Annotated in this window: 26 protein-coding genes; 12 read left to right on the top strand and 14 right to left on the bottom strand. The window is 56.1% G+C overall.

The window, feature by feature from the left end; translation table 11 throughout:
• The first annotated feature begins 36 nt into the window (after window positions 1–36).
• The 6 genes from rpsO (at window position 37) to mtr (ending at window position 7,145) form a co-directional block, all read left to right on the top strand.
• Window positions 37–306 (top strand): 30S ribosomal protein S15, encoded by a 270-nt coding sequence (rpsO, locus tag BFV65_RS18615; RefSeq protein ID WP_003861789.1) that lies wholly within the window; start codon window positions 37–39, stop codon window positions 304–306.
• Between the two features lie 242 nt (window positions 307–548).
• Window positions 549–2,687 (top strand): polyribonucleotide nucleotidyltransferase, encoded by a 2,139-nt coding sequence (pnp, locus tag BFV65_RS18610; RefSeq protein WP_022649515.1) that lies wholly within the window; start codon window positions 549–551, stop codon window positions 2,685–2,687.
• Window positions 2,688–2,797: 110 nt separating this feature from the next.
• The gene (gene nlpI, locus BFV65_RS18605; RefSeq protein ID WP_003861782.1) at window positions 2,798–3,682 is read left to right on the top strand and encodes a lipoprotein NlpI; all 885 of its coding nucleotides are present in this window, start codon (window positions 2,798–2,800) and stop codon (window positions 3,680–3,682) included.
• Window positions 3,683–3,789: 107 nt separating this feature from the next.
• The gene (gene yrbN / locus BFV65_RS23225) at window positions 3,790–3,870 is read left to right on the top strand and encodes a protein YrbN (protein ID WP_097397692.1); all 81 of its coding nucleotides are present in this window, start codon (window positions 3,790–3,792) and stop codon (window positions 3,868–3,870) included.
• Window positions 3,863–5,758, top strand: coding sequence for a DEAD/DEAH family ATP-dependent RNA helicase (locus BFV65_RS18600; RefSeq protein ID WP_022649514.1), 1,896 nt, complete (start codon window positions 3,863–3,865; stop codon window positions 5,756–5,758). Before yrbN ends, BFV65_RS18600 begins: the two co-directional genes overlap by 8 nt.
• Window positions 5,759–5,900: 142 nt before the next feature.
• The gene (gene mtr / locus BFV65_RS18595; RefSeq protein ID WP_046620869.1) at window positions 5,901–7,145 is read left to right on the top strand and encodes a tryptophan permease; all 1,245 of its coding nucleotides are present in this window, start codon (window positions 5,901–5,903) and stop codon (window positions 7,143–7,145) included.
• Window positions 7,146–7,229: 84 nt separating this feature from the next.
• Here the strand turns inward: mtr and BFV65_RS18590 are convergent, their stop codons facing one another.
• From BFV65_RS18590 to ubiU, 3 genes are all read right to left on the bottom strand, one after another.
• The gene (locus BFV65_RS18590; protein WP_022649512.1) at window positions 7,230–8,237 is read right to left on the bottom strand and encodes a luciferase-like monooxygenase; all 1,008 of its coding nucleotides are present in this window, start codon (window positions 8,235–8,237) and stop codon (window positions 7,230–7,232) included.
• A 77-nt stretch (window positions 8,238–8,314) separates the two neighbouring features.
• Window positions 8,315–9,193: a U32 family peptidase gene (locus BFV65_RS18585; protein ID WP_069596989.1), complete on the bottom strand. Its 879-nt coding sequence runs from the start codon at window positions 9,191–9,193 to the stop codon at window positions 8,315–8,317.
• A 7-nt stretch (window positions 9,194–9,200) separates the two neighbouring features.
• Window positions 9,201–10,196, bottom strand: a complete 996-nt coding sequence (gene ubiU / locus BFV65_RS18580; RefSeq protein WP_022649510.1) for a ubiquinone anaerobic biosynthesis protein UbiU — start codon at window positions 10,194–10,196, stop codon at window positions 9,201–9,203.
• Between the two features lie 221 nt (window positions 10,197–10,417).
• On the opposite strand from ubiU, the gene ubiT reads away from it, so the two are divergent.
• On the top strand, window positions 10,418–10,942 hold the full coding sequence (ubiT, locus tag BFV65_RS18575) for a ubiquinone anaerobic biosynthesis accessory factor UbiT (protein ID WP_003861771.1): 525 nt from the start codon (window positions 10,418–10,420) through the stop codon (window positions 10,940–10,942).
• A complete protein-coding gene (locus BFV65_RS18570) occupies window positions 10,936–11,439 on the top strand; it encodes a GNAT family N-acetyltransferase (protein ID WP_069596988.1) in 504 nt (167 codons plus the stop codon). The genes ubiT and BFV65_RS18570 overlap by 7 nt, the downstream gene beginning before the upstream one ends.
• Here the strand turns inward: BFV65_RS18570 and BFV65_RS18565 are convergent.
• The gene (locus tag BFV65_RS18565) at window positions 11,426–11,755 is read right to left on the bottom strand and encodes a GIY-YIG nuclease family protein (protein WP_003861768.1); all 330 of its coding nucleotides are present in this window, start codon (window positions 11,753–11,755) and stop codon (window positions 11,426–11,428) included. The genes BFV65_RS18570 and BFV65_RS18565 overlap by 14 nt on opposite strands.
• A gap of 14 nt (window positions 11,756–11,769) precedes the next feature.
• Here BFV65_RS18565 and BFV65_RS18560 point away from each other — a divergent pair, with 14 nt between their 5' ends.
• On the top strand, window positions 11,770–12,204 hold the full coding sequence (locus BFV65_RS18560; RefSeq protein ID WP_022649508.1) for a YhbP family protein: 435 nt from the start codon (window positions 11,770–11,772) through the stop codon (window positions 12,202–12,204).
• Here BFV65_RS18560 and BFV65_RS18555 read toward each other — a convergent pair.
• Complete coding sequence (locus BFV65_RS18555; protein ID WP_015571965.1) at window positions 12,184–12,702, bottom strand: type 1 glutamine amidotransferase domain-containing protein; 519 nt, start codon at window positions 12,700–12,702, stop codon at window positions 12,184–12,186. The two genes, BFV65_RS18560 and BFV65_RS18555, sit on opposite strands and share 21 nt — an antisense overlap.
• 128 nt (window positions 12,703–12,830) lie before the next feature.
• Here BFV65_RS18555 and BFV65_RS18550 point away from each other — a divergent pair, with 128 nt between their 5' ends.
• Together BFV65_RS18550 and BFV65_RS18545 are read left to right on the top strand one after the other, a co-directional pair.
• A complete protein-coding gene (locus BFV65_RS18550) occupies window positions 12,831–13,475 on the top strand; it encodes an NAD(P)H-binding protein (RefSeq protein ID WP_022649507.1) in 645 nt (214 codons plus the stop codon).
• Between the two features lie 40 nt (window positions 13,476–13,515).
• On the top strand, window positions 13,516–14,553 hold the full coding sequence (locus tag BFV65_RS18545) for a permease (RefSeq protein ID WP_022649506.1): 1,038 nt from the start codon (window positions 13,516–13,518) through the stop codon (window positions 14,551–14,553).
• A gap of 50 nt (window positions 14,554–14,603) precedes the next feature.
• Here BFV65_RS18545 and dolP read toward each other — a convergent pair whose 3' ends face one another.
• From dolP to BFV65_RS18525, 4 genes are read right to left on the bottom strand one after another with little or no spacing between them, the layout of a single operon-like run.
• Entirely contained in the window at window positions 14,604–15,179 is a 576-nt protein-coding gene (gene dolP / locus BFV65_RS18540; RefSeq protein ID WP_022649505.1) for a division/outer membrane stress-associated lipid-binding lipoprotein, read from the bottom strand.
• Between the two features lie 9 nt (window positions 15,180–15,188).
• Window positions 15,189–15,779, bottom strand: a complete 591-nt coding sequence (diaA, locus tag BFV65_RS18535) for a DnaA initiator-associating protein DiaA (RefSeq protein ID WP_003861754.1) — start codon at window positions 15,777–15,779, stop codon at window positions 15,189–15,191.
• 21 nt (window positions 15,780–15,800) lie between these two features.
• Window positions 15,801–16,196, bottom strand: coding sequence for a YraN family protein (locus BFV65_RS18530; protein ID WP_003861751.1), 396 nt, complete (start codon window positions 16,194–16,196; stop codon window positions 15,801–15,803).
• Complete coding sequence (locus BFV65_RS18525) at window positions 16,154–18,292, bottom strand: penicillin-binding protein activator (protein ID WP_069596987.1); 2,139 nt, start codon at window positions 18,290–18,292, stop codon at window positions 16,154–16,156. Before BFV65_RS18525 ends, BFV65_RS18530 begins: the two co-directional genes overlap by 43 nt.
• Before the next feature lie 61 nt (window positions 18,293–18,353).
• On the opposite strand from BFV65_RS18525, the gene rsmI reads away from it, so the two are divergent.
• Entirely contained in the window at window positions 18,354–19,217 is an 864-nt protein-coding gene (gene rsmI, locus BFV65_RS18520; protein ID WP_069596986.1) for a 16S rRNA (cytidine(1402)-2'-O)-methyltransferase, read from the top strand.
• A 67-nt stretch (window positions 19,218–19,284) separates the two neighbouring features.
• On the opposite strand, the gene BFV65_RS18515 is transcribed toward rsmI, so the two are convergent.
• From BFV65_RS18515 to BFV65_RS18495, 5 genes are all read right to left on the bottom strand, one after another.
• A complete protein-coding gene (locus tag BFV65_RS18515) occupies window positions 19,285–21,174 on the bottom strand; it encodes an alpha-galactosidase (RefSeq protein ID WP_069596985.1) in 1,890 nt (629 codons plus the stop codon).
• A gap of 16 nt (window positions 21,175–21,190) precedes the next feature.
• Window positions 21,191–22,363, bottom strand: coding sequence for a MalY/PatB family protein (locus BFV65_RS18510; protein ID WP_069596984.1), 1,173 nt, complete (start codon window positions 22,361–22,363; stop codon window positions 21,191–21,193).
• A 12-nt stretch (window positions 22,364–22,375) separates the two neighbouring features.
• A complete protein-coding gene (gene malX, locus BFV65_RS18505) occupies window positions 22,376–23,947 on the bottom strand; it encodes a maltose/glucose-specific PTS transporter subunit IIBC (RefSeq protein ID WP_022649499.1) in 1,572 nt (523 codons plus the stop codon).
• 116 nt (window positions 23,948–24,063) lie between these two features.
• Window positions 24,064–24,936: a tagatose-bisphosphate aldolase subunit KbaY gene (gene kbaY, locus BFV65_RS18500; protein WP_003861740.1), complete on the bottom strand. Its 873-nt coding sequence runs from the start codon at window positions 24,934–24,936 to the stop codon at window positions 24,064–24,066.
• A gap of 12 nt (window positions 24,937–24,948) precedes the next feature.
• On the bottom strand, window positions 24,949–26,094 hold the full coding sequence (locus BFV65_RS18495) for an SIS domain-containing protein (RefSeq protein ID WP_069596983.1): 1,146 nt from the start codon (window positions 26,092–26,094) through the stop codon (window positions 24,949–24,951).
• Between the last annotated feature and the right edge of the window lie 88 nt (window positions 26,095–26,182).

Here is a 26,182-nt window from a genome sequence, read left to right as displayed (position 1 = left end):
GGCATCCTTACATTCTTTATACTTTGGAGTTTGAAAATGTCTCTAAGCGTTGAAGCTAAAGCTAAAATCGTTTCTGAGTTTGGTCGTGGTACTAACGACAGCGGTTCTACCGAAGTTCAGGTTGCACTGCTGACTGCACAGATTAACCACCTGCAGGGTCACTTTGCAGAGCACAAAAAAGATCACCACAGCCGTCGTGGTCTGCTGCGTATGGTTTCTCAGCGTCGTAAACTGCTCGACTACCTGAAGCGTAAAGATGTTGCACGCTACACCGCGCTGATCGAGCGTCTGGGTCTGCGTCGCTAATTCTTGCGAGTTTCAGAAAAGGGGGCCTGATGGCCCCTTTTTTCAACCAGACGGCAGCAATTCAGGGGAAACTATTGTATTGTTGCTATAAATGATCTTCATTGCAGAGGTTCGCGCGGCTAATGAGAGGCTTCACCCATGGGGGTGTCGGTTGTCATTAGTCGCGAGGATGCGAAGAAGGTCGGGTTAAATCGTCAGCACACCTGAGGTGTGCTTTCAAACATTTAAGAAAGGACAGAATTTTGCTGAATCCGATCGTTCGTAAATTCCAGTATGGTCAGCATACCGTCACGCTGGAAACCGGCATGATGGCTCGTCAGGCTACTGCTGCCGTAATGGTAAGCATGGATGACACTGCTGTATTCGTTACCGTAGTTGGCCAGAAAAAAGCTAAACCAGGTCAGGACTTCTTCCCACTGACCGTTAACTACCAGGAGCGTACCTACGCTGCCGGTAAAATCCCGGGTGGCTTCTTCCGTCGTGAAGGCCGTCCAAGCGAAGGCGAAACCCTGATCGCGCGTCTGATTGACCGCCCGGTTCGTCCGCTGTTCCCGGAAGGTTTCGTGAATGAAGTGCAGGTTATCGCAACCGTTGTTTCCGTTAATCCACAGGTTAACCCGGACATCGTAGCGATGATCGGTGCGTCTGCTGCCCTGTCACTGTCTGGTATCCCATTCAATGGCCCAATCGGTGCCGCGCGCGTCGGTTACATCAACGACCAGTACGTGCTGAACCCAACTCAGGAAGAGCTGAAAGAGAGTAAGCTGGACCTGGTTGTTGCCGGTACTGAAGCAGCGGTTCTGATGGTTGAATCTGAAGCAGAACTGCTGAGTGAAGACCAGATGCTGGGCGCAGTGGTCTTCGGCCACGACCAGCAGCAGATTGTTATCCAGAACATCAACGACCTGGTGAAAGAAGCCGGTAAACCACGTTGGGACTGGCAGCCAGAAGCGGTAAACGACGCGCTGAACGCACGCGTAGCTGCACTGGCAGAATCTCGTCTGAGCGATGCATATCGCATTACAGACAAACAGGAGCGTTATGCTCAGGTTGACGTGATCAAAGATGAAACCATCGCAACCCTGATCGCGGAAGACGAAACGCTGGACGCTAACGAGCTGAGCGAAATCCTGCACGCTATCGAGAAAAACGTTGTTCGTAGTCGCGTACTGGCAGGCGAGCCGCGTATTGATGGCCGTGAAAAGGACATGATCCGTGGTCTGGATGTGCGTACTGGCGTGCTGCCACGTACTCACGGTTCCGCGCTGTTCACCCGTGGTGAAACCCAGGCGCTGGTTACCGCTACCCTGGGTACTGCACGTGACGCACAGAACATCGATGAACTGATGGGCGAGCGCACTGACAGCTTCCTGTTCCACTACAACTTCCCTCCGTACTCTGTGGGCGAGACCGGTATGGTTGGCTCACCGAAGCGTCGTGAAATTGGTCACGGTCGTCTGGCGAAGCGCGGCGTGCTGGCAGTAATGCCAGAAGCAGACAAATTCCCGTACACCGTACGTGTCGTGTCTGAAATCACTGAATCCAACGGTTCTTCTTCCATGGCTTCCGTGTGTGGTGCCTCTCTGGCGCTGATGGATGCAGGCGTGCCGATCAAAGCCGCCGTTGCGGGTATCGCAATGGGTCTGGTGAAAGAAGGCGACAACTTCGTTGTTCTGTCTGACATTCTGGGTGACGAAGACCACCTGGGTGATATGGACTTCAAAGTGGCGGGTTCCCGCGACGGTATCTCTGCCCTGCAGATGGATATCAAAATTGAAGGTATCACCAAAGAGATCATGCAGGTTGCTCTGAACCAGGCTAAAGGTGCGCGTCTGCACATTCTGGGCGTGATGGAACAGGCTATCAACGCACCACGCGGTGATATCTCTGAATTCGCTCCGCGTATTCACACCATCAAGATCAATCCAGACAAGATCAAAGATGTTATCGGTAAGGGCGGTTCTGTTATCCGTGCACTGACCGAAGAAACGGGCACCACCATCGAAATCGAAGATGACGGTACTGTGAAAATCGCAGCAACCGACGGTGAGAAAGCGAAATATGCTATCCGCCGTATCGAAGAGATTACAGCAGAAATCGAAGTGGGCCGTATCTACAATGGTAAAGTGACCCGTATCGTTGACTTTGGCGCATTCGTTGCCATCGGTGGCGGTAAAGAAGGTCTGGTACATATCTCTCAGATCGCTGACAAGCGCGTTGAGAAAGTGACCGATTACCTGCAAATGGGTCAGGAAGTACCGGTGAAAGTTCTGGAAGTTGACCGCCAGGGCCGTATCCGTCTGAGCATTAAAGAAGCAACCGAGCAGTCTCAGCCTGCTGCGGCGCCGGAAGCCCCGGCTGCTGAACAGCAAGGCGAGTAAGGTTGCCATTTGCCCTCCGCGCAGGCGGAGGGCTTATTATCAGGCAGGACGCCTTGTTAAGCCGCCGGGGGACAGGACGTTCATCCAATAGTTGTCTTCGGGAGTGGGAAATGAAGCCTTTTTTGCGCTGGTGTTTCGTTGCGACAGCTTTAACGCTGGCAGGATGCAGCAACTCTGCCTGGCGTAAGAGCGAAGTCCTCGCAGTGCCATTGCAACCGACTTTGCAGCAGGAAGTGATTCTGGCACGCATGGAACAAATACTTGCCAGTCGGGCTTTAACCGATGACGAACGCGCACAGCTTTTATATGAGCGCGGAGTGTTGTATGATAGTCTCGGTCTGAGGGCATTAGCGCGAAATGATTTTTCACAAGCGCTGGCAATTCGACCTGATATGCCTGAAGTATTCAATTACTTAGGCATTTATTTAACGCAGGCAGGCAATTTTGATGCTGCCTATGAAGCGTTTGATTCTGTACTTGAGCTTGATCCAACTTACAACTACGCGCACTTGAATCGCGGTATCGCATTGTATTACGGCGGTCGTGATAAGTTAGCGCAAGATGATCTGCTGGCGTTTTATCAAGACGATCCTAATGATCCTTTCCGCAGCCTGTGGCTTTACATCGTTGAGCAGAAGCTCGATGAGAAGCAGGCCAAAGAAGCACTGAAACAGCGCTTCGAGAAATCGGACAAGGAACAGTGGGGATGGAACATTGTCGAGTTCTACCTGGGCAACATTAGCGAAGCAACGCTGATGGAACGCCTCAAGGCGGACGCAACGGATAACACCTCGCTCGCTGAGCATCTCAGTGAAACCAACTTCTATTTAGGTAAGTACTACCTAAGTCTGGGGGATATGGACAGCGCTACGGCACTGTTCAAATTAGCGGTTGCTAACAACGTACATAACTTCGTTGAGCACCGTTATGCATTGTTGGAATTATCGCTCTTGGGCCAGGAGCAAGACGACCTGGCAGAATCGGACCAGCAATAGCTGACGACATAAACATCAGCCCGTAATCTTTTGATTGCCATCACCTTCACTGGTGAGGGCGTTGTTGTTCGTCAATACACCTAATTTGAGCCGGTTCACACTTTTCAATGAAAATTGCTAATCATTTTCACGATGAGCTAAGTAGACTGGCCGCCATTAATATCGAGGCACTTGTACTACATGGCTGAATTCGAAACCACTTTTGCAGATCTGGGCCTGAAGGCTCCTATCCTTGAAGCCCTTAACGATCTGGGTTACGAAAAACCATCTCCGATCCAGGCTGAGTGTATCCCACACCTGCTTTCTGGTCGTGACGTGCTGGGCATGGCCCAGACCGGTAGCGGTAAAACCGCAGCATTCTCGCTGCCGCTGCTGAACAACATTGATCCGGACCTGCGTGCGCCGCAGATCCTCGTCCTGGCTCCAACCCGTGAACTGGCTGTTCAGGTTGCTGAAGCAATGACGGAATTCTCTAAACATATGCGCGGCGTAAACGTGGTAGCCCTGTACGGCGGCCAGCGTTATGACGTGCAGTTACGCGCCCTGCGCCAGGGCCCACAGATTGTTGTCGGTACGCCGGGCCGTCTGCTGGATCACCTGAAGCGCGGTACCCTGGACCTCTCTAAGCTGAGCGGCCTGGTACTGGATGAAGCAGATGAAATGCTGCGTATGGGCTTCATCGAAGACGTTGAAACCATCATGGCGCAGATCCCGGAAGGTCATCAGACCGCTCTGTTCTCTGCAACCATGCCAGAAGCGATCCGTCGCATTACCCGCCGCTTCATGAAAGAGCCGCAGGAAGTGCGTATTCAGTCTAGCGTGACCACTCGCCCGGACATCAGCCAGAGCTACTGGTCTGTATACGGCATGCGCAAAAACGAAGCGCTGGTCCGTTTCCTGGAAGCGGAAGATTTTGATGCGGCGATTATCTTCGTACGTACCAAAAACGCGACCCTGGAAGTGGCTGAAGCGCTGGAGCGTAGCGGCTATAACAGCGCAGCGCTGAACGGCGACATGAACCAGGCGCTGCGTGAGCAGACTCTGGAGCGTCTGAAAGACGGTCGTCTGGATATCCTGATTGCAACCGACGTGGCAGCACGTGGTCTGGACGTTGAGCGTATCAGCCTGGTTGTAAACTACGATATCCCAATGGACTCCGAGTCTTACGTTCACCGTATCGGCCGTACCGGTCGTGCGGGTCGTGCGGGCCGTGCGCTGCTGTTCGTTGAGAACCGCGAGCGTCGTCTGCTGCGTAACATTGAACGCACCATGAAGCTGACCATTCCAGAAGCTGAGCTGCCAAACGCAGAACTGCTGGGCAAACGCCGTCTGGAAAAATTCGCCGCGAAAGTACAGCAGCAGCTGGAAAGCAGCGATCTGGATCAGTACCGTGCGCTGCTGTCCCAGATCCAGCCTGTCGCTGAAGGCGAAGAGCTGGACATGGAAACCCTGGCCGCAGCACTGCTGAAAATGGCGCAGGGCGAACGTAGCCTGATCGTGCCACCTGATGCACCGATGCGTCCTAAGCGTGAGTTCCGTGACCGTGACGATCGTTTCGAACGTCGTGGCGACCGTAACGACCGTGGTCCACGCGGTGACCGTCCAGAGCGTGGTGGTGAAGACCGTCCACGTCGCGAGCGTCGTGACGCTGGCGAAATGGAACTGTATCGCATTGAAGTGGGCCGTGATGATGGTGTTGAAGTTCGTCACATCGTTGGCGCGATCGCTAATGAAGGCGACATCAGCAGCCGTTACATCGGTAACATCAAGCTGTTCGGTTCACACTCAACGATCGAGCTGCCAAAAGGCATGCCGGGCGAAGTACTGCAGCACTTTACGCGCACCCGCATTCTGAACAAGCCAATGAACATGCAACTGATGGGTGATGCACAGCCTCGCTCTGACCGCGGTGGCGAACGCCGTGGCGGTGGTCGCAGCTTCGGTGGCGAGCGTCGTGAAGGCGGTCGTAGCGAAGGTCGCACTGGCGAACCTCGTCGTTTCTCCGGCGAGCGCCGTGAAAATCGTGGCCCACGCCGCGAAGAAGGCACCAGCCGTCGTCGTTTCGGTGACGCGTAAGCCTTTTCGCTTTTGACGTAAAGTAAAATATACAGCCCCGATAGTTGTTATCGGGGCTTTTTTTATTCCTTTTGTACTCTTGTACTGGTACAGTGCATCACATTAAAATGCACACCACATTTTTGACTGGAGATAAGGCCGCATGGCAACACTAACCACCACCCAAACGTCACCTTCGCTGCTTGGCGGCGTGGTGATCATCGGCGGAACCATTATTGGTGCCGGGATGTTCTCCCTGCCAGTGGTTATGTCCGGTGCGTGGTTCTTCTGGTCGCTGGCGGCGCTGGTTTTCACCTGGTTCTGCATGCTCCATTCCGGGCTGATGATCCTTGAAGCAAACCTGAACTACCGCATTGGCTCCAGCTTCGACACCATCACCCGAGATCTGCTGGGCAAAGGCTGGAACCTGGTGAACGGGTTGTCCATCGCGTTTGTACTCTATATCCTGACCTACGCGTACATTTCAGCGAGCGGGTCGATTCTGCATCACACCTTCTCCGAGATGTCGCTGAACGTTCCGGCGCGTCTGGCGGGTCTCTGCTTCGCGCTGGGCGTGGCGTTTATCGTCTGGATGAGCACCAAAGCGGTCAGCCGCATGACGGCGATCGTGTTGGGCGCCAAGGTCATCACCTTCTTCCTGACCTTCGGCAGCCTGCTGGGGCACGTCACGCCGGCCACGCTGTTTAACGTTGCGGAAGTGAACACCTCCTACACGCCATACCTGCTTATGACGTTGCCATTCTGTCTGGCGTCGTTCGGCTACCACGGCAACGTACCGAGCCTGATGAAGTACTACGGCAAGGATCCACGCACCATCGTGAAATGCCTGATTTACGGCACGCTGCTGGCGCTGGGGCTGTATGTGATCTGGCTGCTGGGGACGATGGGTAACATCCCGCGTCCGGAATTTATCGGCATTGCGCAGAAGGGCGGCAACATTGATGTGCTGGTACAGGCGCTGAGTGGCGTGCTGAACAGCCGCAGTCTGGATCTGCTTCTGGTGGTCTTCTCTAACTTTGCGGTGGCGAGCTCATTTCTCGGTGTGACGCTGGGCCTGTTTGACTACCTGGCAGATCTGTTTGGTTTTGATGACTCTGCGATGGGGCGCTTCAAAACGGCGCTGTTAACCTTCCTGCCGCCGATTGTGGGCGGCCTGCTGTGGCCGAACGGTTTCCTGTACGCCATCGGCTATGCAGGACTGGCGGCTACCATCTGGGCGGCGATTGTACCGGCGCTGCTGGCGCGTAAATCACGTAAGCGCTTCGGCAGCCCGAAATTCCGCGTCTGGGGCGGAAAACCGATGATTGCGCTGATCCTGGTATTTGGTATCGGTAACGCGGTGGTGCACATGCTGTCGAGTTTTAATCTGTTGCCTGTGTATCAGTAAACAGAAAGCCCGGTGGCGCTACGCTTACCGGGCCTACAGGGATCGCGTAGGCCGGATAAGGCGAAGCCGCCATCCGGCAAAAAACTACCCCACCAACTCCTCTTTCACCTGCATCGCCAGATCAAATGAATGCAAACGCGCCTGATGATCGAAAATCTGGCCGTTGACCATAATTTCATCCGCCTGCGTTTCTCGTAGCACTGCCTCCAGACCGTGACGCACCTTCGCCTTATCACCCACCAGCGACATGCTCAGGGCCTGCTGCACGCCATACTGCTCGGAGGCCGACCACAGCTGATGCATATTTTCTACCGGTGGTGGCAACTGGCCCGTCTCGCCGCGACGCAGCTTCACAAACGCCTGCTGCATGGAGGTAAACAGGAATTCCGCGTCGCGGTTGCTGTCGGCGGCAATGATATTGATGCACACCATCGCATACGGCTTCTCAAGACGCTCGGAAGGCTTGAAGTTTGTGCGGTAGAGATGCAGAGCCTGATGCAGCATATCCGGTGCGAAGTGGGAAGCGAACGCGAACGGCAGCCCCAGCTGTGCGGCAAGCTGTGCGCTGTACAGACTTGAGCCTAACAGCCACACCGGGATTTTCTCGCCGTAGCCCGGCACCGGGCGCACGTGCGGGTTAGGATCGCTCGCATCGAACCAGTCTACCAGCTCCGCTACATCACGCGGGAAGTTGTCGATATCGCCGCTCATATGGCGACGCAGGGCGCGCATGGTCGGCTGGTCGCTGCCCGGCGCGCGGCCAAGACCCAAATCAATGCGACCGGGGTAGAGTGTATTCAGGGTGCCAAACTGCTCGGCAATCACCAGCGGGGCATGGTTCGGCAGCATCACGCCACCGGAGCCAAGGTGCAAAGTAGTGGTATTCGCCGCCAGATAGCCAATCAGTACTGAGGTGGCGGCGCTGGCGATGCCCACCATATTATGGTGCTCCGCCAGCCAGTAGCGGTGATAGCCACGTTTTTCGGCAAGCTGAGCCAGATCCAGAGAGTGCGAAAAGGCTTCTCTTGCCGAGGAGCCTTGTGGAATCGGTGCCAGATCCAGCACCGAAAACGGAATGGTTTTGTCAGTCATAACAGCTCACTTTGTCGACGGTCAATCTTTAATACTGCATTAAAAAATGATAACCGTTGTTAACAAAGTGAGCTTTTTTACCCCTGCAATTCCAGCCCGGCGAGACGTTTCCAGTAACCGTTGCAGTCGCTGTTTGCCGTCAGCGGCAGCGGCGAGGCGCCGTTTTCGTTGGCGCGGAAGGCGTCCAGCATGGCGAACACGCCGGTATCGAGCGGCGAAAGACGCACCATATCCACCAGCCCATGCATTGACGCCAGCTCGTTGCCGAGGTTATAGACGTAACCGCTCATAGTCTGAATGCCGTTGAGGACAAACACCTGCTGATTCTCCTGCGACAGCATGCTGCGTCCGTTCGGGTACTTAATGCAGCAGGTTTCACACTCGTCTTTCGGGCGATCTTCGGAACGCGCGGTGAAGCAGCGGGCAGAGTAGGCCAGCGGCAGATGGCCGTAGCTCAGCACTTCGACTTCAAACTGATTGCGAATGCCCAGCTCGTCACACTGATTTAGCAGGTTGACCAGCCAGTCGCGGGAGAGCTCAACCGGCATGCACCAGCGTGTCATCCCCTGTTTGAGCAGCAGGCGCAAGGTCATCGCGTTATAGCCGTTCAGCGCATGTCCGGCGACAAACGGCAGCTTACGCTCGGCGCACATGTTCACCACGCCCAGGTCGCTCGCCTCCAGCAGGAACTCACCGTTTTCGACGTAGCGCTTCAGCTCGCCCAGTTCAGAGGACGCCTGCACCAGCGCCAGCGTCGAGAGCACCACCTGCTTGCCGCTGCCGGCCAGGCTTTTCGCCATATCCAGCCAGTCGCCCACTTTGGTGGCGCGGCGCTTGCTGCACACCGCTTCGCCGAGGTAAATCACATCGGCGCTGCTGTTAGCCGCCTGCTGGTAAAAATCTTCCAGCGTCTCTTTTGGCCAGTAGTAAAGCACCGGCCCTAATGAATATTTCATGATTATCTCACTGCCATTTACGGTGATACGCGCCGAGCGTGGTTTGCGTGCCTTCGGACATCGCGCCGAGCGTCTCCATCCAGGCCGCCTGCGGGGCGTAGTTTTGCGGGTCCGCCATGCAGCGGTCGATGGCCTGACGCCACACCTTCGCCACCTGGCTCACGTAGGCCGGGCTACGCTGGCGGCCTTCGATTTTCACCGAGGCAATGTTGGCGGCCAGCAGTTCCGGCAGCAGCTCCAGCGTGTTGAGGCTGGTGGGCTCCTCCAGCGCGTGGTAGCGCTCGCCGTCCACCAGATAGCGGCCTTTGCACAGTGTCGGGTAGCCCGCGTTTTCACCGTCCTGATAGCGGTCGATTAACACGTTATTCAGGCGCGACTCCAGCCCCTGCGGCGTTTGCTGCCAGCGAACGAAGCGGGCAGGCGAGCAGGCACCGACGGTATTTGGCGATTCCCCGGTAAGATAGGAAGAAAGATAGCAGCGGCCTTCGGCCATGATGCACAGGCTGCCGAAGGCAAAAACCTCCAGCGGCACTGGCGTGACGCGCGCCAGTTGCTTAACCTGATGAATAGAGAGCACGCGCGGCAGCACCACGCGAGCCACGTCAAAGTGTCGATGATAAAAACGCACGGCCTCTTCATTGGTGGCCGATGCCTGAACAGAGACGTGGCGCTCAATATGCGGATAACGTTCTGCCGCATACTCAAGCATAGCGAGGTCGGCCAGGATCAACGCATCGGCGCCCAGCTGGGCCGCCATATCCACGGCGCGCTGCCAGCGGGCGTAGCCATCAGGATGGGCAAAGGTATTGATGGCGATGTGCAGTTTTCGCCGGTGCTGGTGAACGAAGTTAACGGCTTCCTGAAGCTTTTTCTCCGTAAAGTTAAGACCCGCAAAATGGCGGGCATTGGTATCATCTTTCAGCCCGATATAGACCGCATCGGCCCCATTTTCGATGGCCGCCTTAAGCGCCGGAAGGTTTCCGGCAGGGCAGAGCAGCTCCATAATTTATCCCGATGTTGTCGATCGCAGGGATCGTAAAAAATGTTAACGAGCTGGGATTTTAATTAACCCATACGCGACAATTTTTGATTTAAGGCAGCTAATGGCGTATTGATGGCACCAATAATGAGGTATACCGGACAACGGTTTGTTGATTTACGCCGCTATCTTCTTGTCGGGATATGGCAAAATAGCAGGACTATAGCTATCAGGGAGTAAAGCTCGTGCTGGATAAACTGCGTTCACGTCTCGTACAATTTGGCCCATCAATGCTGAGCGTGCCGGTAAAACTGGCGCCGTTCGCGCTTAAACGCCAGGTGCTGGAACAGGTACTGAGCTGGCAGTTCCGCCAGGCGCTACAGGACGGTGAGCTTGAGTTTCTGGAAGGCCGCTGGTTAAAGATTGAAGTACGCGATATCGGGTTGCGCTGGTTTACTTCCGTAGAGAACGATCGGCTTATCGTCCGTGAAACCGCCGAGGCGGATGTCAGCTTTAGCGCGGATGCCAGCGATCTGCTGATGATCGCCGCGCGCAAACAGGATCCGGACACCCTTTTCTTCCAGCGTCGTCTGGTGATTGAAGGCGACACGGAGCTCGGTCTGTACGTCAAAAATTTAATGGATGCCATTGAGCTGGAGCAGATGCCGAAAGCGCTGCGTATGATGTTGATGCAAATGGCAGATTTCGTTGAGGCCGGGCTAAAAACCCCGCCGGACAGTAAACACACTTCAGTAGGTGAACCATGCTGATTCGAGTCGAAATTGGGATTGATGCGCCGGGTATCGATGCGTTGTTACGCCGCTCTTTTGCAGGCGACGCCGAAGCTCAACTGGTTCACGATCTTCGCGAAGATGGCCTGATTACGCTGGGCCTGGTTGCCACCGACGATGAAGGGCAGGTAGTCGGCTACGTGGCGTTCAGCCCGGTGATTGTGCAGGGTGAAGAGTTGCAGTGGGTCGGCATGGCGCCGCTGGCGGTGGAAGAAAACTACCGTGGACAGGGCCTGGCACGCCAGCTGGTCTATGAAGGGCTGGATTCCCTGAATGAATTTGGCTATGCCGCTGTCGTCGTTCTGGGCGATCCGGCGTTCTACGAGCGTTTAGGCTTTGAGCCAGCGTCCAGATACGATCTGCGCTGCCACTGGCCAGGCACGGAAACATCTTTCCTGGTACATCCTCTGGCGGACGATTCGCTCGACGGCGTTACCGGTCTGGTGGAGTACCACGATCATTTCAATCGTTTTTAAGCAGGCTTTCGCGTAGCGCCTCGAAAGAGCCGTCCCCGTTGACGAGACGCTCTTTCTGGCGCTTCGTCAGCTGCTTGATGCGGTATTCCAGCCTGAGCGCCAGGGATCTGTCGCCCACGGCGGCTGAAAACGCCAGCTGAAGTTCACCTTTCCCCCGCAGTGCTTTCGCCCCTTTTCCCGTTTGATGTTGTAAAAAACGCCGTGCCACATCGGTAGTGATCCCGGTGTAGAGTGCGTTATCAGCGGTTCGGACAAGATAGAGAAACCAGCACACGGTAAACAGATTCAGTATGTTAAGGTGAACGCACCATAGCATGAGAGAGAGCGAAAATGGAAACACTGGCCGCCATTAACCGCTGGCTGGCAAAGCAGCATGTTGTGACCTGGTGCGTCTGTAAAGACGAGGAGATGTGGTGCGCAAATGCCTTTTATTACTACGATCCCGAGCGCGTGGCCTTTTACGTGATGAGCGAAGACAAAACGCGGCATGCGCAGATGACGGGCCAACAGGCAAAAGTGGCGGGCACGGTAAATGGACAGCCTAAAACCGTTGCGCTGATCCGCGGGGTCCAGTTCAAAGGCGAAATTCGTCGCCTGGAAGGTGAGGAAAGCGACGCCCAGCGTAAACGCTATACGCGCCGCTTCCCGGTGGCCGCAGCGCTAAAAGCCCCGGTGTGGGAAATCCGCCTCGATGAGCTGAAATTTACCGACAACACCCTGGGCTTTGGCAAGAAGCTGCACTGGTTACGCACCGAGCAGGCGTAGCGCTTCGCGGTTAAACGCTGGAAGATCGTCCGGCGTACGGCTGGTGATCAGCTGATCGTTATCGTTCACCACTTCCTGATCGTAGAACTCGGCACCGGCGTTTTTCAGATCGATAACGATCGGTTTCACCGCGGTGAGCTTACGCCCGCGTACCACCTCGGCGCTGATGAGCAGCTGTGGACCGTGGCAAATGGCAAACACCGGTTTACCGGTGCCGACGAAGTCACGGGTAAAGGTGACGAAACGCTCGTCCCCGCGCAGGGAATCCGGTGAATGGCCGCCCGGTAACAGCAGGGCGTCGAAATCCGACGGGCTGACGTTATCAATGGATTCGTCAATGGTCACGCTGGCTTCACCCTTGTGGCCCTTCACGGTTTTACCCGCTTCTTTTTCGATGGTGACCACCTCGTGGCCCGCCTTGCGGAATGCCTCTGCTGGCGACGTAAATTCTGAATCTTCAAACTCGTCGGTAATCAAGACTGCGATTTTTTTACCCATGCTTCCTCCGTTGTTTTCGCTTCAGACTGTTTTTTTCCCGTTTGTGGTAAATACTTACCGGTAACAGACTTTTAAGTGTGGTAGAGCAGGCCCAGATCGCAAACGGACAATTCTGTAAAGGGGACAAGATGAGTCAGGTACTGATTACCGGCGCAACCGGGCTGGTGGGTGGACATCTGCTGCGGCTGCTGATCCAGGATCGGCATATCAACTATATCGCCGCCCCGACGCGTCGCCCGCTGTTGGATATCACCGGCGTCTATAACCCGCACGATCCCCAGCTTACCGACGCGCTGGCGCAGGTGCAGGATCCCATTGATATCGCCTTTTGCTGCCTTGGCACCACCCGACGGGAAGCGGGCAGTAAAGAAGCCTTTGTCCATGCAGATTACACGCTGGTGGTAGATACCGCCCTGACGGCCAAGAAGCTGGGTGCTAAGCATTTCCTGGTGGTCAGCGCGCACGGCGCGAACGCAGGCTCGCCGTTTTTTTACAACCAGGTGAAGGGCAAAATGGAAGAGGCGTTAATCGCGCAGCAATGGGAGCGCCTGACCATCGTACGGCCTTCCATGCTGATGGGCCACCGCGACGAACGGCGTTTTAACGAGTCTTTTTTCGCTCCGCTGTTTCGCATCCTGCCCGGTAACTGGAAGTCCATCGAGGCGCGGGATGTCGCGCAGGCGATGCTGAAAGAGGCACTGGCTCCGTCGCAAGAGGGGGTTAATATTATCCCTTCGGCAAAACTGCGTGAAATCGCGCAGGGCGAGGCGTAAACTTCCCCGGCTTATTAAATAACACCTTCCGGGGAATGGTATGACTGGTCAGTCTTCATCTCAGGCGGCAACACCTGTTCAGTGGTGGAAGCCCGCACTCTTCTTTCTCGTGGTCATCATTGGCCTCTGGTATGTGAAATGGCAGCCGTACTACGGTAAAGCCTTCACCGCCGCCGACACCCACAGCATCGGTAAATCGATTCTCGCGCAGGCCGATTCCAGCCCGCTTCGCGCGGCGTGGGATTACGCAATGGTCTATTTTCTTGCCGTCTGGAAAGCGGCGGTATTGGGCGTATTGCTGGGCTCGCTGATTCAGGTACTTATCCCGCGTAATTGGCTGATAAAAACCCTGGGACAACCGCGCCTGCAGGGCACGCTGCTGGGAACGATTTTCTCCCTGCCGGGCATGATGTGCTCCTGCTGCGCTGCACCGGTGGCGGCGGGTATGCGCCGACAGCGCGTGTCGATGGGCGGCGCGCTTGCCTTCTGGATGGGTAACCCCCTGCTGAACCCGGCAACGCTGGTGTTTATGGGCTTCGTTCTCGGCTGGCATTTCGCGTTTATCCGTCTGGCGGCTGGCCTGCTGACGGTGGTGCTTGTCGCTACGCTGGTGCAGCACCTGGTGAAAGACAACGAGGCCGGGCCTGCCTCCGTTGAGCTGGACCTCAGCGATCCGCAGGGCAGTTTCTTATCTCGCTGGGGCAAAGCGCTGTGGCAGCTTTTCTGGAGCACAATCCCGGTCTATATCCTGGCCGTACTGGTGCTCGGGGCGGCGCGCGTCTGGCTGTTCCCGCATGCGGATGGCGCTATCGACAACACGCTGATGTGGGTGATTGCGATGGCGGTGGCCGGTTGCCTGTTTGTGATCCCAACCGCGGCGGAGATCCCGATTATTCAGACCATGATGATGGCTGGCATGGGTACCGCACCGGCGCTGGCGCTGCTCATCACGCTGCCGGCGGTGAGCCTGCCGTCGCTGATCATGCTGCGTAAGTCATTCCCGGCGAAAGCGCTGTGGCTGACGGCGGGGCTGGTGGCGTTGAGCGGAGTGATTGTGGGGAGTATGGCGCTGGTGTGAAAGAAAGCCCGGTGGCGCTGGCGCTTACCGGGCTTACAGTCAGGTGTGAATTACTTGATATAAGTAAAGGCGGTGGTGACGTGCTTCACGCCGCTCACCCGGCTGGCGATATCCGCCGCCGCTTTCCCTTCACGTTCTGTCACCAGGCCCAGCAGGAACACTTCGCCGTTCTCCGTGGTTACTTTCACGTTTGAGGATTTCACCTGGTCGGTACCCAGCAGCTGGGAACGCACTTTGGTGGTGATCCAGGTATCAGATGACGCGGTGCCGAGACCAATCGGCTGGCCCTGACGGATCTCGTTAAACACTTCCGCCGTACCTTCTACGCCCATCGCGATCTGTTTGGCGCGCGAGGCGAGTTCAGGGGTTGGCGCCTGGCCTGCCAGCAGAACTTTGCCCTGATAAGCCGTCACGTTAATGCGTGCTTCCTTCTTGATCTGTTCGTCTTTCGACAGCGCACTGTTTACGCGCAGTTCAAGCGTACCGTCATCCACCTGCGTCCCAACGGTACGCGGATCGGTCGCTGCTTTGGTGCCGACCGCTGCGGTACCGACTACAGCGGCAGCGATGCACCCCTGAAGCAGTAATGCAGACATCACGACTGCAAGGGCCGATAAAACCTTCATGAGAACTCCTTAATCATCCTGGTGAGGGAAAAGCGTGTTATCGATCAGATCGCATAAGCAGTTCACCGTAAGCATATGCATCTCCTGGATGCGGGCGCTACGGTGCGAAGGAATGCGGATCTCCACATCCTGCGGCCCCAGCAGGCCAGCCAGCTCACCGCCGTCGTAACCGGTCAGGGCGACAATCGTCATGTCCCGGGTTACTGCCGCTTCAACCGCCTTAACGATATCCCGGCTGTTACCGCGCGTGGAGATCGCCAGCAGCACGTCTCCGGCATGGCCTAAGGCGCGCACCTGCTTGGCGTAAATTTCGTCATGCAGACGATCGTTGGCAATCGCAGTTAAGACCACGTTATCGGTGTTTAGTGCAATGGCTGGTAAACTCGGTCGCTCGGTTTCGAAGCGATTGATCATGCTGGCAGCAAAATGCTGTGCGTTGGCGGCGGACGTGCCATTGCCACAACAGAGGATTTTGTTGCCGTTGAGCAGCGACTGAACCAGCGTCATCGCTGCACGCGAGATCGCGTCCGGAAGGGCTTCCGCTGCGGCAATCTGCGTTTGAATGCTTTCTGTGAAGCACACTTTTATTCGTTCGAGCACGGTATCCCTTTAAAATCTTATTTATGCGTCTTCGCCAAACGCGTTTTTAAGCCAGTCGATCGCATTTCCGGTGAAGGCTACCACATCGAAACGGCAATCCACAGTATCAAAACTCCCATTATGGCGGGCAAGCCACAAGTGGGCAGTCTGTAATAATTTTTGTTGTTTGGCGAGCGTCACGCTGGCGGCAGCACCGCCAAAACGGGACGACTGTCGGTAGCGTACTTCAACAAACACGATGGTTTGACCGTCTTTCATAATCAGGTCAATCTCGCCGCCGCGCCCGCGAACGTTGGCGGCGACAAAGCGCAGTCCTTTGCCTTCAAGCCAGCGGCGCGCTTTTAGCTCCCACGCGTCGCCGGTCTGTTTACGGCTTAACTGGCCGGGACAATCTGCCCCTGCTGGTATTTGAGCCATGATAACTTCCTGTTAATCACACAATCCTGATCGGCGGTCAGATCGCCGGTATTCCCGTTAAGCTCAAAGCCCGGTACCTGGCGCATCTGGGTAAAGTGGTTTGCCAGCGCCCAGGCATCGACGCCCATCGCGTACAGACGCGCCAGGGAATAATCATTGCGCACCGCGCCCAGCGCCTGCTGCATCAACTGCGGGTTGCTGCCTGCCAGCATAGGGATCTCGCTGTATTGCAGTCCTTCCATTTCCAGACGGAAATCCGGGCCTGCGGTACCCTGTGCGCTGCGGGAGCTGGCGTAGAGCGTTGCGCCGCTCTGGCTGCCGTTACGCATGGCGATCATTGGTTTGATAAAGGCGATCTCTTCCGGCGTAGCGACGATGTATGCCGAATCCACTTTACCGCCGCCGCTGATTTGCGCGTCGGTAGGGGGGGCTGGGATCGTCAGACCGCCGATGGTGACGCTCTGCTGCTGCGGCAGGCTGGCGGATACCGGGCTACCGTTGAGGGCAATACCTGCCCCGCCGTTCACGCCCGCTCTCAGTTCGGAAGCTGAGCCAAATTTCTGCTGCAACACCACGCCACCGCCAAGGGTCTGCCACTCTTGCGCAAAGGCGTTGGCAACGCGGTCGCCCAGCGTGCTGCGTGGGATCAGCAGCAGCGGCGCCTGCTTGCCCTGCTCGTGAATATGACGGGCCGCATCGCGGGCTTCATCCTCCGGAGAGAGGGCGAAGTAACAGATATTGGCGCGGTTCTGAACCTGCTCAGGCTGGTTAAGCGCCAGCACGTTCAGCGCGGTGTTGCTCTTCATCAGCGCTTCCACGTTGTTTTTCAACAGCGGGCCGACAACGATGCTGGCCCCGTCCTGCTGAACCTGCGCCAGCACCTGGTCAAGCGGCTGGGCGCTGGTGTCGTAGATTTTCAACTCTGCACCAGGGTTAGCGCTGGTGGTGGCCACAGCCTGCGGCTGGGCTACTGGCTGCTGTTCCGGCTGCGCGGTTTGCGGCTGAGGTTGTTCTGCCGTCGCGGGCGCCGGAGTTTCAGCCGGGGCCTGTGTTGCCGCAGGCGCTGAGGTAGCGGGTTGCGTCGTTGGGGCGGTAACCGGATTCTGCATGGTGCCCTGGGCAGGGGTTTGCGCGGTGGTCAGGTCGCTGGTTTCGGCGGCTGACGGACTGACGACGTCATTCACATTCGCCGCCTGTGCTGCCTGCGCCGGAACGGCGCTGCCGGTGACGGCGGTAGTGCCGTTTTTCGCGGCTTCAAAACCTTGCTGAATGGCGCGGCCAAACACCGCTGCCTGGCCGTTTAACGGCAGCAGCAGGGCGATTTTGCTGGTGGAGGCGGGCTTAAAGTTTTGCACGTTCACCAGCTGCGTTGGCAGCATTTTTGCTCCCGGGTTTTGCGGGTAGCGCTTTTGCCAGTCGGTAATGCCGGCTTTCAGCATGTTCGGATCGCTGCGGTTGTTGAACCACATCTGTTGCAGATCCAGCCAGCCTTGCAGGACATTTTCATCGGCGTTGATCACCAGCGCTCTGGCCTGATCCTGGGTCATGGAGGCGAGTGCCTGCCAGGTTGCGTCAATATTTTTCTGCTTGTCCGCACCCGCGAGCAGAGGCTCCTGGGCAATCAGCGCGCGGAGAAGCGTCAGGGAGGGGCGACCCTGCTCAGCGGTGATACCGGCCTGCCAGAAACGGGCCTGCTGATTCTTATCCAGCGCGCTCAGTTCGATAGTGCCGAGGATCTTCTTCGCGCCGTCGAAATCTTTCAGCGCGACCTTCAGTTCTGCCGACAGCAGCGTCTGCTCATGGTGCTGATCGTCGTTAAGATCCTGCGGCAGCTGGCTGAACAGCTCGGCGGCCTGCTGGGTTTTTCCTTCCTTCAGCAGTGCACGAATGGCGAGTAATTGCCAGTTGATCCTGGTATCATTTGAACTCTGCGACATTTGTTGCAGATAAAAGCCAGAATCAGCCTGAGCGGATCCCTGCATATGAGCAGTGCTCTGGTCGGGTGCCTGAGTGCCGCAGCCTGTAAAGATCAGAGCTGCCAGCAGGAGGGGCACGCTGTGCGCGGCTTTTTTACGAAGAAACGTTAACGGTACCATACTGTATCCAGTGATTTTTTTACGCAATGCTCAATATTAAATCGGCAATACGGACGAAACAATGAAACAACACGAAACGGCAGATAATTCTCAAGGCCAGCTTTATATTGTACCTACTCCTATCGGGAATTTGTCTGATATTACCCAACGTGCACTCACTGTATTGCAAGCTGTTGATTTAATTGCTGCTGAAGACACCCGTCATACCGGTTTACTGCTGCAGCACTTTGCCATTAACGCCCGTTTGTTTGCCCTGCACGATCACAATGAGCAACAAAAAGCCGAAACGCTGGTGGCGAAGCTGAAAGAAGGGCAGAACATCGCGCTGGTCTCCGATGCGGGTACGCCGCTTATCAACGATCCGGGTTACCATCTGGTGCGCACCTGCCGTGAAGCAGGGATCCGTGTTGTGCCGCTGCCGGGGCCGTGTGCTGCTATTGCCGCATTAAGTGCGGCGGGCCTGCCGTCCGATCGTTTCTGCTACGAAGGTTTCCTGCCTGCTAAATCCAAAGGCCGTCGCGACGTGTTAAAGGATCTGGAAGCAGAGCCGCGTACCCTGATTTTTTACGAATCAACCCACCGCCTGCTGGAAAGCCTGGAGGATATGGTTACCGTCTGGGGCGAAACCCGCTACGTGGTGCTGGCGCGCGAGCTGACCAAAACCTGGGAAACCATTCACGGCGCGCCGGTTGGCGAACTGCTGGCGTGGGTGAAAGAGGATGAGAACCGCCGCAAGGGCGAAATGGTGCTGATTGTCGAAGGGCATAAAGCGCAGGAAGACGCCCTGCCTGCCGATGCGCTGCGTACGCTGACCCTGCTACAGGCTGAACTGCCCCTGAAAAAAGCGGCGGCGCTGGCGGCGGAGATCCACGGCGTGAAGAAAAATGCGCTGTATAAATATGCGCTGGAGCAGCACGGGGAGTAAGCCCCTGCCGCCTGTTTTGCCGGGTGACGGCTTCGCCTTACCCGGCCTACACCGTGTCAAAGCCTCACTATTTTCCCGGCATCGCCTCAAACACCAGCGTTTCCAGCGGTTGCAGCGTAATCACCACAGCGTTTTTATACTCCTCTGGTACGGTTGAATTACTGCCGTACACGGCTTTCAGGGCAAACTGCGAACGCTCTCCTGCCGGGATTTCAAAATCTTTGGTTAAATCCAGGTAGTAACGTTGCGGCTTATCCGACGGGTTGCGTAAACCAAAAATCGCTTTGTCTTTACTCCATGAGGCCCAGCCGTAAACCTCAAGCGAAGTTGGGTCACCGCCAATCCAGTGCGTATCCACCAGCACGCTGGCATTCTCACGCGACCACTTCGCCGCCTGTGCCAGGGTGTCCCACTTCGCCTTGTTAAGCATGGACGGCGTGATGTACAGCTCCTGAAGTTGAGTTCCGGTCGCGAAGTAGCTCCAGACCTGATCGGCAAAATCACCGTCCGTTTGTACTTTCTCCAGTCCATAGTAAGCGTTCTCTGCACTGACGATCCCGTGGTACATCAGGGAGTTCAGCGGGAACAGCGGGCCTTTGCGTACGATGGAGCGATAAGTTTCGGCATCCCGGTAGGTCATCCACTGCTGCACTGGCGTGCCGGGACCGTACAGGTTGATATCATCGCCCTGACGCCAGATTGAATCAGCATAGAACAGCCAGGACGGGCTCGCGTCGGTCCCGGTGGTCAGGTTGATAAACAGGTTCGGGTTTGCGCTGCGCATGTTGTGCAGCAGGGCAATGGACGCGTCAAAATCCGATGCAAATGGGCTGCCCTTGATATGCGAATTGGCGTTACCCATTCCGTCGAGTTTGAACGAGGTAATGTGCTCGTTTTTGATCAGCTTAATGATCTGATCGTTAAAGTTTTTAAAGTAGTTCGGCCCCGACAGCGCCAGCTTGCCGTCTACGGTTTCGAAACCATACTCTTTTGCATGCGAGACGCGAATATCGCGCGGCTTGTTGTAACCGCCCCACGGTGAAAGCCACAGCCCAACCGAGCTATGCAGGCTATCGGCTTTTTCCCTGACTTTGCCAAAACCGTTGCTGAATGCCGGGCCAAACAGCCAGCGTCCGGTGCGATCGTCCCAGCCATCGTCCAGCAGGAACGCGTCCAGCGCCACCCCGCGTCCGGCAATAAATTCTTTATTCCATTCGTCCATCCGCCCAATGACATCCTGCTCGGAGTAAGGAGTAAAGAAGCCGATGTCCATCCAGCTGTTGTAGTGCAGATAAGGCTTATAAGGCCGCGGGCGCACGGCATCGATAAACTGGTTTACGCTTCGCCGCAGCTGATTAGTTTCCGGGAAAGTGCCGAACCAGGTGGTAAAACTGACCGGTGTCTCAGGCAGAATTGGCGTTTTCAGCTCCACGTTGAGGTTCGTGGTGGCTTCATAAGCGTAAGTATTCACAATCGGTTTGTCTGGCAGGATGAAGAACGAGTCGGCCACGATTGGCGAGCTGTTAATCGCCCCGTCAACGTAAGGTGCCTGAGACTGCTTCTTCGTCGGGAAGAAGGTCATTTTCGCTACGTCCCGCGGCTGCCCGACGGCGGCGATGGTGTAGCCGATGCTGGCGTATTTTCCCTTCACCAGGTTCAGTTTCACCGTTACGTTAAAATCCGGATGCGTAAAGTCGATGACTATCGCGTTGTCCTGCTTTTCGACGTGCTTGATTTTGAAATCAGCGGTGTGGATTTTTGTTTCATCCGGCAGCGTCAGAAAGAACAACTCCTGGGGCGTGAGCGGATGGTTAGCCTTGCTGTCCGTTACTACTACCGTTGCATTTGCATCATCAAACGAAAGGGCAATATTGTTGTTACTGAGCGCGTAGTTTGCTGCCGCCGCGCCATGAGAAACACAGAGAGCCAGCAGCGAGAGAGTGAGCCTTTTTTTCATCGGGGTAAGATCCTTATCAGTAATGCTTCAGCATTCGGTTGATGGACTGTTCCAGCCAGTAGCGCTGGGTGCCGAAGTTAATACGCAGGTAGTTTTCGCCGTTTTGTACGTAGTGGCTGCCATCTTCGATGACCACGCCAGCCTGTTTGGCGAAATGTTGGGTTAGCGCCATCGCACTGCGATCGTCCGCACTGACGTCTATCCAGGCGAGATACGACGACTCCGGGTTCATCATCTTCCATGCAGGGAAGTGGGTCTGGATGGCATCCGCAAGGTAGCGGGCATTGCCGCGCAGATAACCATTCAGCGCGTCGAGCCATGGCAGACCTTGCTGATAGGCCAGAATAATCCCCCACACGCCGAAGATATTCGGCGAGGTAATGGAGTTCTTCTCCAACTGCTGGCGGAAACGCTGGCGCAGCGAATCGTCTGGAATCATTGAGTAGGATGTTTTTAGCCCGCCAAGGTTGAAGGCTTTATTGGGGGAGGTCAGCACAATCAGGTTGTCCTGGGCGGCACAGCCCGAAGTCAGACAGCTGACGAATGTACCGTCCAGAATGTGCTCGGCGTGAACCTCATCAACCACCAGAATCGTGCCGTAGCGCTTACAGAGATCGGACACCTGGCGTATCTCATCCGCGCGCCAGATGCGGCCCGAGGGGTTATGCGGCGAGCAGAAGAACCACAGTTTTGGACGGTGAGTTTTGAGCTGAACTTCAATCAGATTAAAATCCAGCTGATAGCGGTTTTCCTTCACGCTCAGCGGATTTGCAAGCACCCGCACGCCCTGTCGCTGTGTCGCCATCGCAAACGGGTCATACACCGGGGTGTTCATCATCACGCAGTCGCCGGGATTGCAGAACGCCTGAACCGTATAGTGCAGCGTAGAAACGGTGCCGTAGGTCAGGGTGATCCATGACTTATGCACCTCAACCTGATGACGGGTGCGCTGGAAGGCGATGACCGCATCGTAGAATTCGTCGAAGCACCAGGTGTAACCGAAGGTGCCATGCTCCACGATGCGCTGGAAGCCTTCAATCACGGCGGGTGGCGAGGTGAAATCCATGTCTGCTATCCACAGCGGGATAAATCCCTCCGGGACATCACCGAAACGCGAACACACAAACGCATGATCCCATTTACGGCATTTATCGCTTTTACGCTCAATGATTCTGTCGAAATCAAACACAACGACCCCCTGTTAAATTAAGGCTTCAATGCCGGATTTGACGCTCTGCACCTGCGGGCCGATGATCACCTGAACGCTGTGGGCATCAAGCACCACGACTGACAAGGCGCCAGCGGCCTTCAGCGCCTGCTGGTCGATAAGCCCCATATCTTTCACCACCAGACGTAAGCGGGTAATGCAGTTGTCGAGCGACTCAATATTCTCTTTACCGCCAAGCGCGCGAAGAATAAGCCCATGATCGTATTTTGATTTTCCACGTGCCCGGGTATTGGCTTCCACCGCCTGGAGCGCACCCTGCGCGTCAACCTCACGGCCTGGCGTTTTTATATCGTGCTTGAGGATGTACCAGCGGAAGACGAAGAAGTAGATAGCAAACCAGGCAATACCCACCGGGAACAGCAGATACCATTTGGTCGACATCCCCTGCATGACGCCGAAGATCAGCAGATCCAGAATACCGCCGTCAGTGTTGCCGATGGTGACGCCGAGCAGCGCCATCACCATCAGCGCCAGGCCAGACATAACGATATGAAACGCGTAAAGCACAGGGGCAATAAACAGGAACAGGAACTCAATCGGCTCTGAAATACCCGTGACAACTGAAACCAGCACGCCTGAAAGCAGCAGCCCTTTAATCACCGGACGGTTTTCCGGGCGCGCGGTGCGGTAGATAGCGTAAGCCACGGCAGGCAGGCCGAAGATAAAGGTCGGCATAAACCCTTGCGATAAAAATGCCGTAACGTGCGGGCTAAACGGCAGACCCGCTTTCAGCTCGGCGTAGAAAATGTTCAGCGCACCGGCCACTTCCTGGCCGTTAACCATCTCAATGCCGCCCGCCGGGGTGAAGCGCACCATCGCCAGCAGTATGTGATGCAGGCCAAAAGGTTTGAGTAGCAGCACGCCCACGCCATACAGGAACGGTCCAAAGACGCTGGTGCTCTGGATGATATGACCAATCCCGGCAATGCCCATTGCCACATATTCCCACAGCAGGGGGATGACCAGGCCGACCAGCGACAGGGTGAGGGCGGTAACAATCGGAACAAAACGAATGCCGCTAAAGAAGGCAAATGCGTCGTGCAGCACCGTGTCCTGGAAGCGTTCGTGCAGGAAGTAGGTGATCACCCCTACCACAATGCCGCCGAGCACGCCCATCTCCAGCGTTTGAATGCCAAGCACGATGGATTGTCCCACCTGTCTCATGGTGGCGGCATCCGCAAGCTGGTGGGTGGCGGTCAGGTAGTAGTTGATGCTCATGTTCATCAGCATGTAGCCAACGAATCCGGCAAAAGCGCCCACCGCTTTATTACGCCTGGCAAGGCCCATTGGGATCGCCATGGCAAACATCAGCGGCAGATAGGTAAAAGCAAAGCCACCGACCATGGCGATAAAACCAAAGGTGAGCTGCGTTAACTCGCCGCCCAGAAAGGGAAAACTTTTGATGGTGGAAGGGCTGGTGACAGAACTACCGATACCTAACAACAACCCCATAAAGGCCAATAGCGAAACCGGGAACATAAACGTCTTTCCCAGGCTCTGGAAAAACTCCCACGCTTTCGATTTAAACGACTTTTCCTGTGTCATGTAGGGACTCCTCGGATTTTTAGGATAATGGAAGGCGCTGTCCGGCTTAAGGACGCGCCTTCATATTTGCGAGGCTTATAGTTATTTTTTAGGTACTAACGTTATGCGCGATGGGTTCAGGCTTCAGCCGGAAGCAGCAGCCGGTTCGCCGAGCCGCAAACGGTGATTTTGCTTCTGACCACCTCTTTCATGGCATCCATGCCGACGCGCATGTAGAAGCGCGGATCGTTGCCCTGTGGGTTCTCGGCAAACCAGGCTTTGACTGCGTCAGAGAAGGCGATTTTCAGCTCTGTTGCGACGTTAACTTTGCAGACGCCCAGCTCAATGGTGCGGCGCACATCCTCATCCGGAACATCGCTCGCACCGTGCAGTACCAGCGGCACTGTCACTACCTCGCGGATCTCGGCCAGCCGCTGGAAGTCGATTTTTGGGCGTTTGGTATAGAGGCCGTGCGCGGTTCCGATGGCAACGGCGAGGCTGTCCACGCCTGTCAGTTCGACAAAGCGTTTTGCTTCCTGCGGGTCGGTCAGGAACGCGCTTTCGGCGTCGACGCTCATGTCATCTTCCACTCCACCCAGTCGGCCCAGTTCGGCCTCGACGCTACAGTCGTTGAGGTGACAGAAATCGACGACCGATTTCACCAGCTTGACGTTTTGTTCGAAGGGGTAATGGCTACCGTCGATCATTGCGCTACGTACGCCGGCATGGACTTTGCGGCGAATGTCATCCAGCGATTCGTGGTGATCGAGGTGTAGCGCCAGCGGCATGTCATAAGTAAGGGAATATGCGCTGCACAAGGCGTAGATCTCTTCCAGCGCAATATGTTTAAACGTCCCCGGCGTACCCGCGAGGATCACCGGGGATCGCATTTCGCTACAGACTTCGAGGATCGCCTGGATCGTCTCGGCGTTATGAATGTTAAAGGCCGGAACGGCATAGCCCTTTGCCTGTGCGTCCTGCAAAAGATATTTGGTGGAAATAATACTCATGAGCCTGTCCTCTTAAGCCTGCCACGGATGAATAACGACGCCCTGGACCACACGGTTAACCGTACCGCTGGCGGATGGCGTATCTGGCGTATTGCCAACGTGCAGAGACTGGGTCAGTGCGAAGACCTGGGCGTACATCAGGAAGCAGAACGCCTGCTCCATATCGTTAAATGAACGAGAAGGCGGCAGCAGGATATGCGGGCCAGCTTCAATGACCGGATCCGTTTCGGCTGCAATGGCTACTACCCGCATAGCCTGACGATCGCGACGCAGCTCGGCGAGCAGATCCAGATCGTACTGACGCGTGTACGGATGGCTGGAGACAAACACGACGACCAGCGTTTCGCTGTCCACCAGCGACTTAGGCCCGTGACGGAAACCCGTTGGCGAATCGTAGAATGCCGCCAGCTTGCCGGCGGTCAGCTCCAGCACTTTCAGCGCAGACTCCCGTGCGGCGCCCTGTAATCCACCGCTGCCCAGATAAACAATGCGTTTCCACGGTTCGTTACCAAAGACGCCGGGGCTGAAATCGCCAAGCGAAGTGAGGATCGCCTGACAGCGATCGGACACGTTCCGGAACGTTTTGCTGTTGATCGTTTCCGGTGCGAATACCGCCAGGCAGCTCGCCATCATGGTGGTGATGCTGCTTGTCATCGCGAACCCGCGATCGTGCGTTTCGGCTGGCATGAGCAGAGCGCAGGCGTTATCGCTGTCGACGGCATTCTGGTACAGGCTGCCCGCTTCATTACAGGTGATCGACAGGTGGTAGCACTCCGGTACGAACTGATTCGCCAGCTCAACGGCGGCGACGCTCTCCGGGCTATTGCCAGAACGGGCGAAAGAGACCAGAAGCAGCGGGTGCGCAGGGCTGAAATAATCCATCGGGTTGGTGACCAGATCGGTCGTAGGTATCGCGGTGATGTTTTTCCCCGTGTGGCTGGCAAGCCATGGCGCAATGATGTCGCCGATAAAAGCGGACGTACCCGCGCCGGTCAGAACGATCCGCAGATCGGGCTTGCGCAACAGTGGTGTCAGAAAACTGTCGATCAACGCGCGCAGATTATCAATATTGTTGAGCGAGCGAAGCCAGCTCGCTGGCTGCTGGCGGATCTCTTTTTCGGTCCAGGTGCCGGTGGTGGCGGTAGTGGTTTGTGGCATAACTCAGTCCTTAGTCGTGTGAATTCCACATCAGACGCTGGCAAACGTGTCGCTATCTTTCGTTTCGTTTCACTTGTTCACTTTAGCA

The sequence above is a fragment of the Enterobacter hormaechei subsp. hoffmannii genome (assembly GCF_001729745.1).
Classification (GTDB): domain Bacteria; phylum Pseudomonadota; class Gammaproteobacteria; order Enterobacterales; family Enterobacteriaceae; genus Enterobacter; species Enterobacter intestinihominis.
This window is presented reverse-complemented; position numbering and strand designations above follow the sequence as displayed.

Excerpts from the sequence above, each read along its gene's own strand:
- rpsO (WP_003861789.1), top strand. The coding sequence starts at position 37 with ATGTCTCTAAGCGTTGAAGCTAAAGCTAAAATCGTTTCTGAGTTTGGT.
- nlpI (WP_003861782.1), top strand. The coding sequence starts at position 2,798 with ATGAAGCCTTTTTTGCGCTGGTGTTTCGTTGCGACAGCTTTAACGCTG.
- yrbN (WP_097397692.1), top strand. The coding sequence starts at position 3,790 with ATGAAAATTGCTAATCATTTTCACGATGAGCTAAGTAGACTGGCCGCC.
- BFV65_RS18600 (WP_022649514.1), top strand. The coding sequence starts at position 3,863 with ATGGCTGAATTCGAAACCACTTTTGCAGATCTGGGCCTGAAGGCTCCT.
- mtr (WP_046620869.1), top strand. The coding sequence starts at position 5,901 with ATGGCAACACTAACCACCACCCAAACGTCACCTTCGCTGCTTGGCGGC.
- BFV65_RS18590 (WP_022649512.1), bottom strand. The coding sequence starts at position 8,237 with ATGACTGACAAAACCATTCCGTTTTCGGTGCTGGATCTGGCACCGATT.
- BFV65_RS18585 (WP_069596989.1), bottom strand. The coding sequence starts at position 9,193 with ATGAAATATTCATTAGGGCCGGTGCTTTACTACTGGCCAAAAGAGACG.
- ubiU (WP_022649510.1), bottom strand. The coding sequence starts at position 10,196 with ATGGAGCTGCTCTGCCCTGCCGGAAACCTTCCGGCGCTTAAGGCGGCC.
- BFV65_RS18570 (WP_069596988.1), top strand. The coding sequence starts at position 10,936 with ATGCTGATTCGAGTCGAAATTGGGATTGATGCGCCGGGTATCGATGCG.
- BFV65_RS18565 (WP_003861768.1), bottom strand. The coding sequence starts at position 11,755 with ATGCTATGGTGCGTTCACCTTAACATACTGAATCTGTTTACCGTGTGC.
- BFV65_RS18560 (WP_022649508.1), top strand. The coding sequence starts at position 11,770 with ATGGAAACACTGGCCGCCATTAACCGCTGGCTGGCAAAGCAGCATGTT.
- BFV65_RS18555 (WP_015571965.1), bottom strand. The coding sequence starts at position 12,702 with ATGGGTAAAAAAATCGCAGTCTTGATTACCGACGAGTTTGAAGATTCA.
- BFV65_RS18550 (WP_022649507.1), top strand. The coding sequence starts at position 12,831 with ATGAGTCAGGTACTGATTACCGGCGCAACCGGGCTGGTGGGTGGACAT.
- BFV65_RS18545 (WP_022649506.1), top strand. The coding sequence starts at position 13,516 with ATGACTGGTCAGTCTTCATCTCAGGCGGCAACACCTGTTCAGTGGTGG.
- dolP (WP_022649505.1), bottom strand. The coding sequence starts at position 15,179 with ATGAAGGTTTTATCGGCCCTTGCAGTCGTGATGTCTGCATTACTGCTT.
- BFV65_RS18530 (WP_003861751.1), bottom strand. The coding sequence starts at position 16,196 with ATGGCTCAAATACCAGCAGGGGCAGATTGTCCCGGCCAGTTAAGCCGT.
- BFV65_RS18525 (WP_069596987.1), bottom strand. The coding sequence starts at position 18,292 with ATGGTACCGTTAACGTTTCTTCGTAAAAAAGCCGCGCACAGCGTGCCC.
- rsmI (WP_069596986.1), top strand. The coding sequence starts at position 18,354 with ATGAAACAACACGAAACGGCAGATAATTCTCAAGGCCAGCTTTATATT.
- BFV65_RS18515 (WP_069596985.1), bottom strand. The coding sequence starts at position 21,174 with ATGAAAAAAAGGCTCACTCTCTCGCTGCTGGCTCTCTGTGTTTCTCAT.
- malX (WP_022649499.1), bottom strand. The coding sequence starts at position 23,947 with ATGACACAGGAAAAGTCGTTTAAATCGAAAGCGTGGGAGTTTTTCCAG.
- kbaY (WP_003861740.1), bottom strand. The coding sequence starts at position 24,936 with ATGAGTATTATTTCCACCAAATATCTTTTGCAGGACGCACAGGCAAAG.
- BFV65_RS18495 (WP_069596983.1), bottom strand. The coding sequence starts at position 26,094 with ATGCCACAAACCACTACCGCCACCACCGGCACCTGGACCGAAAAAGAG.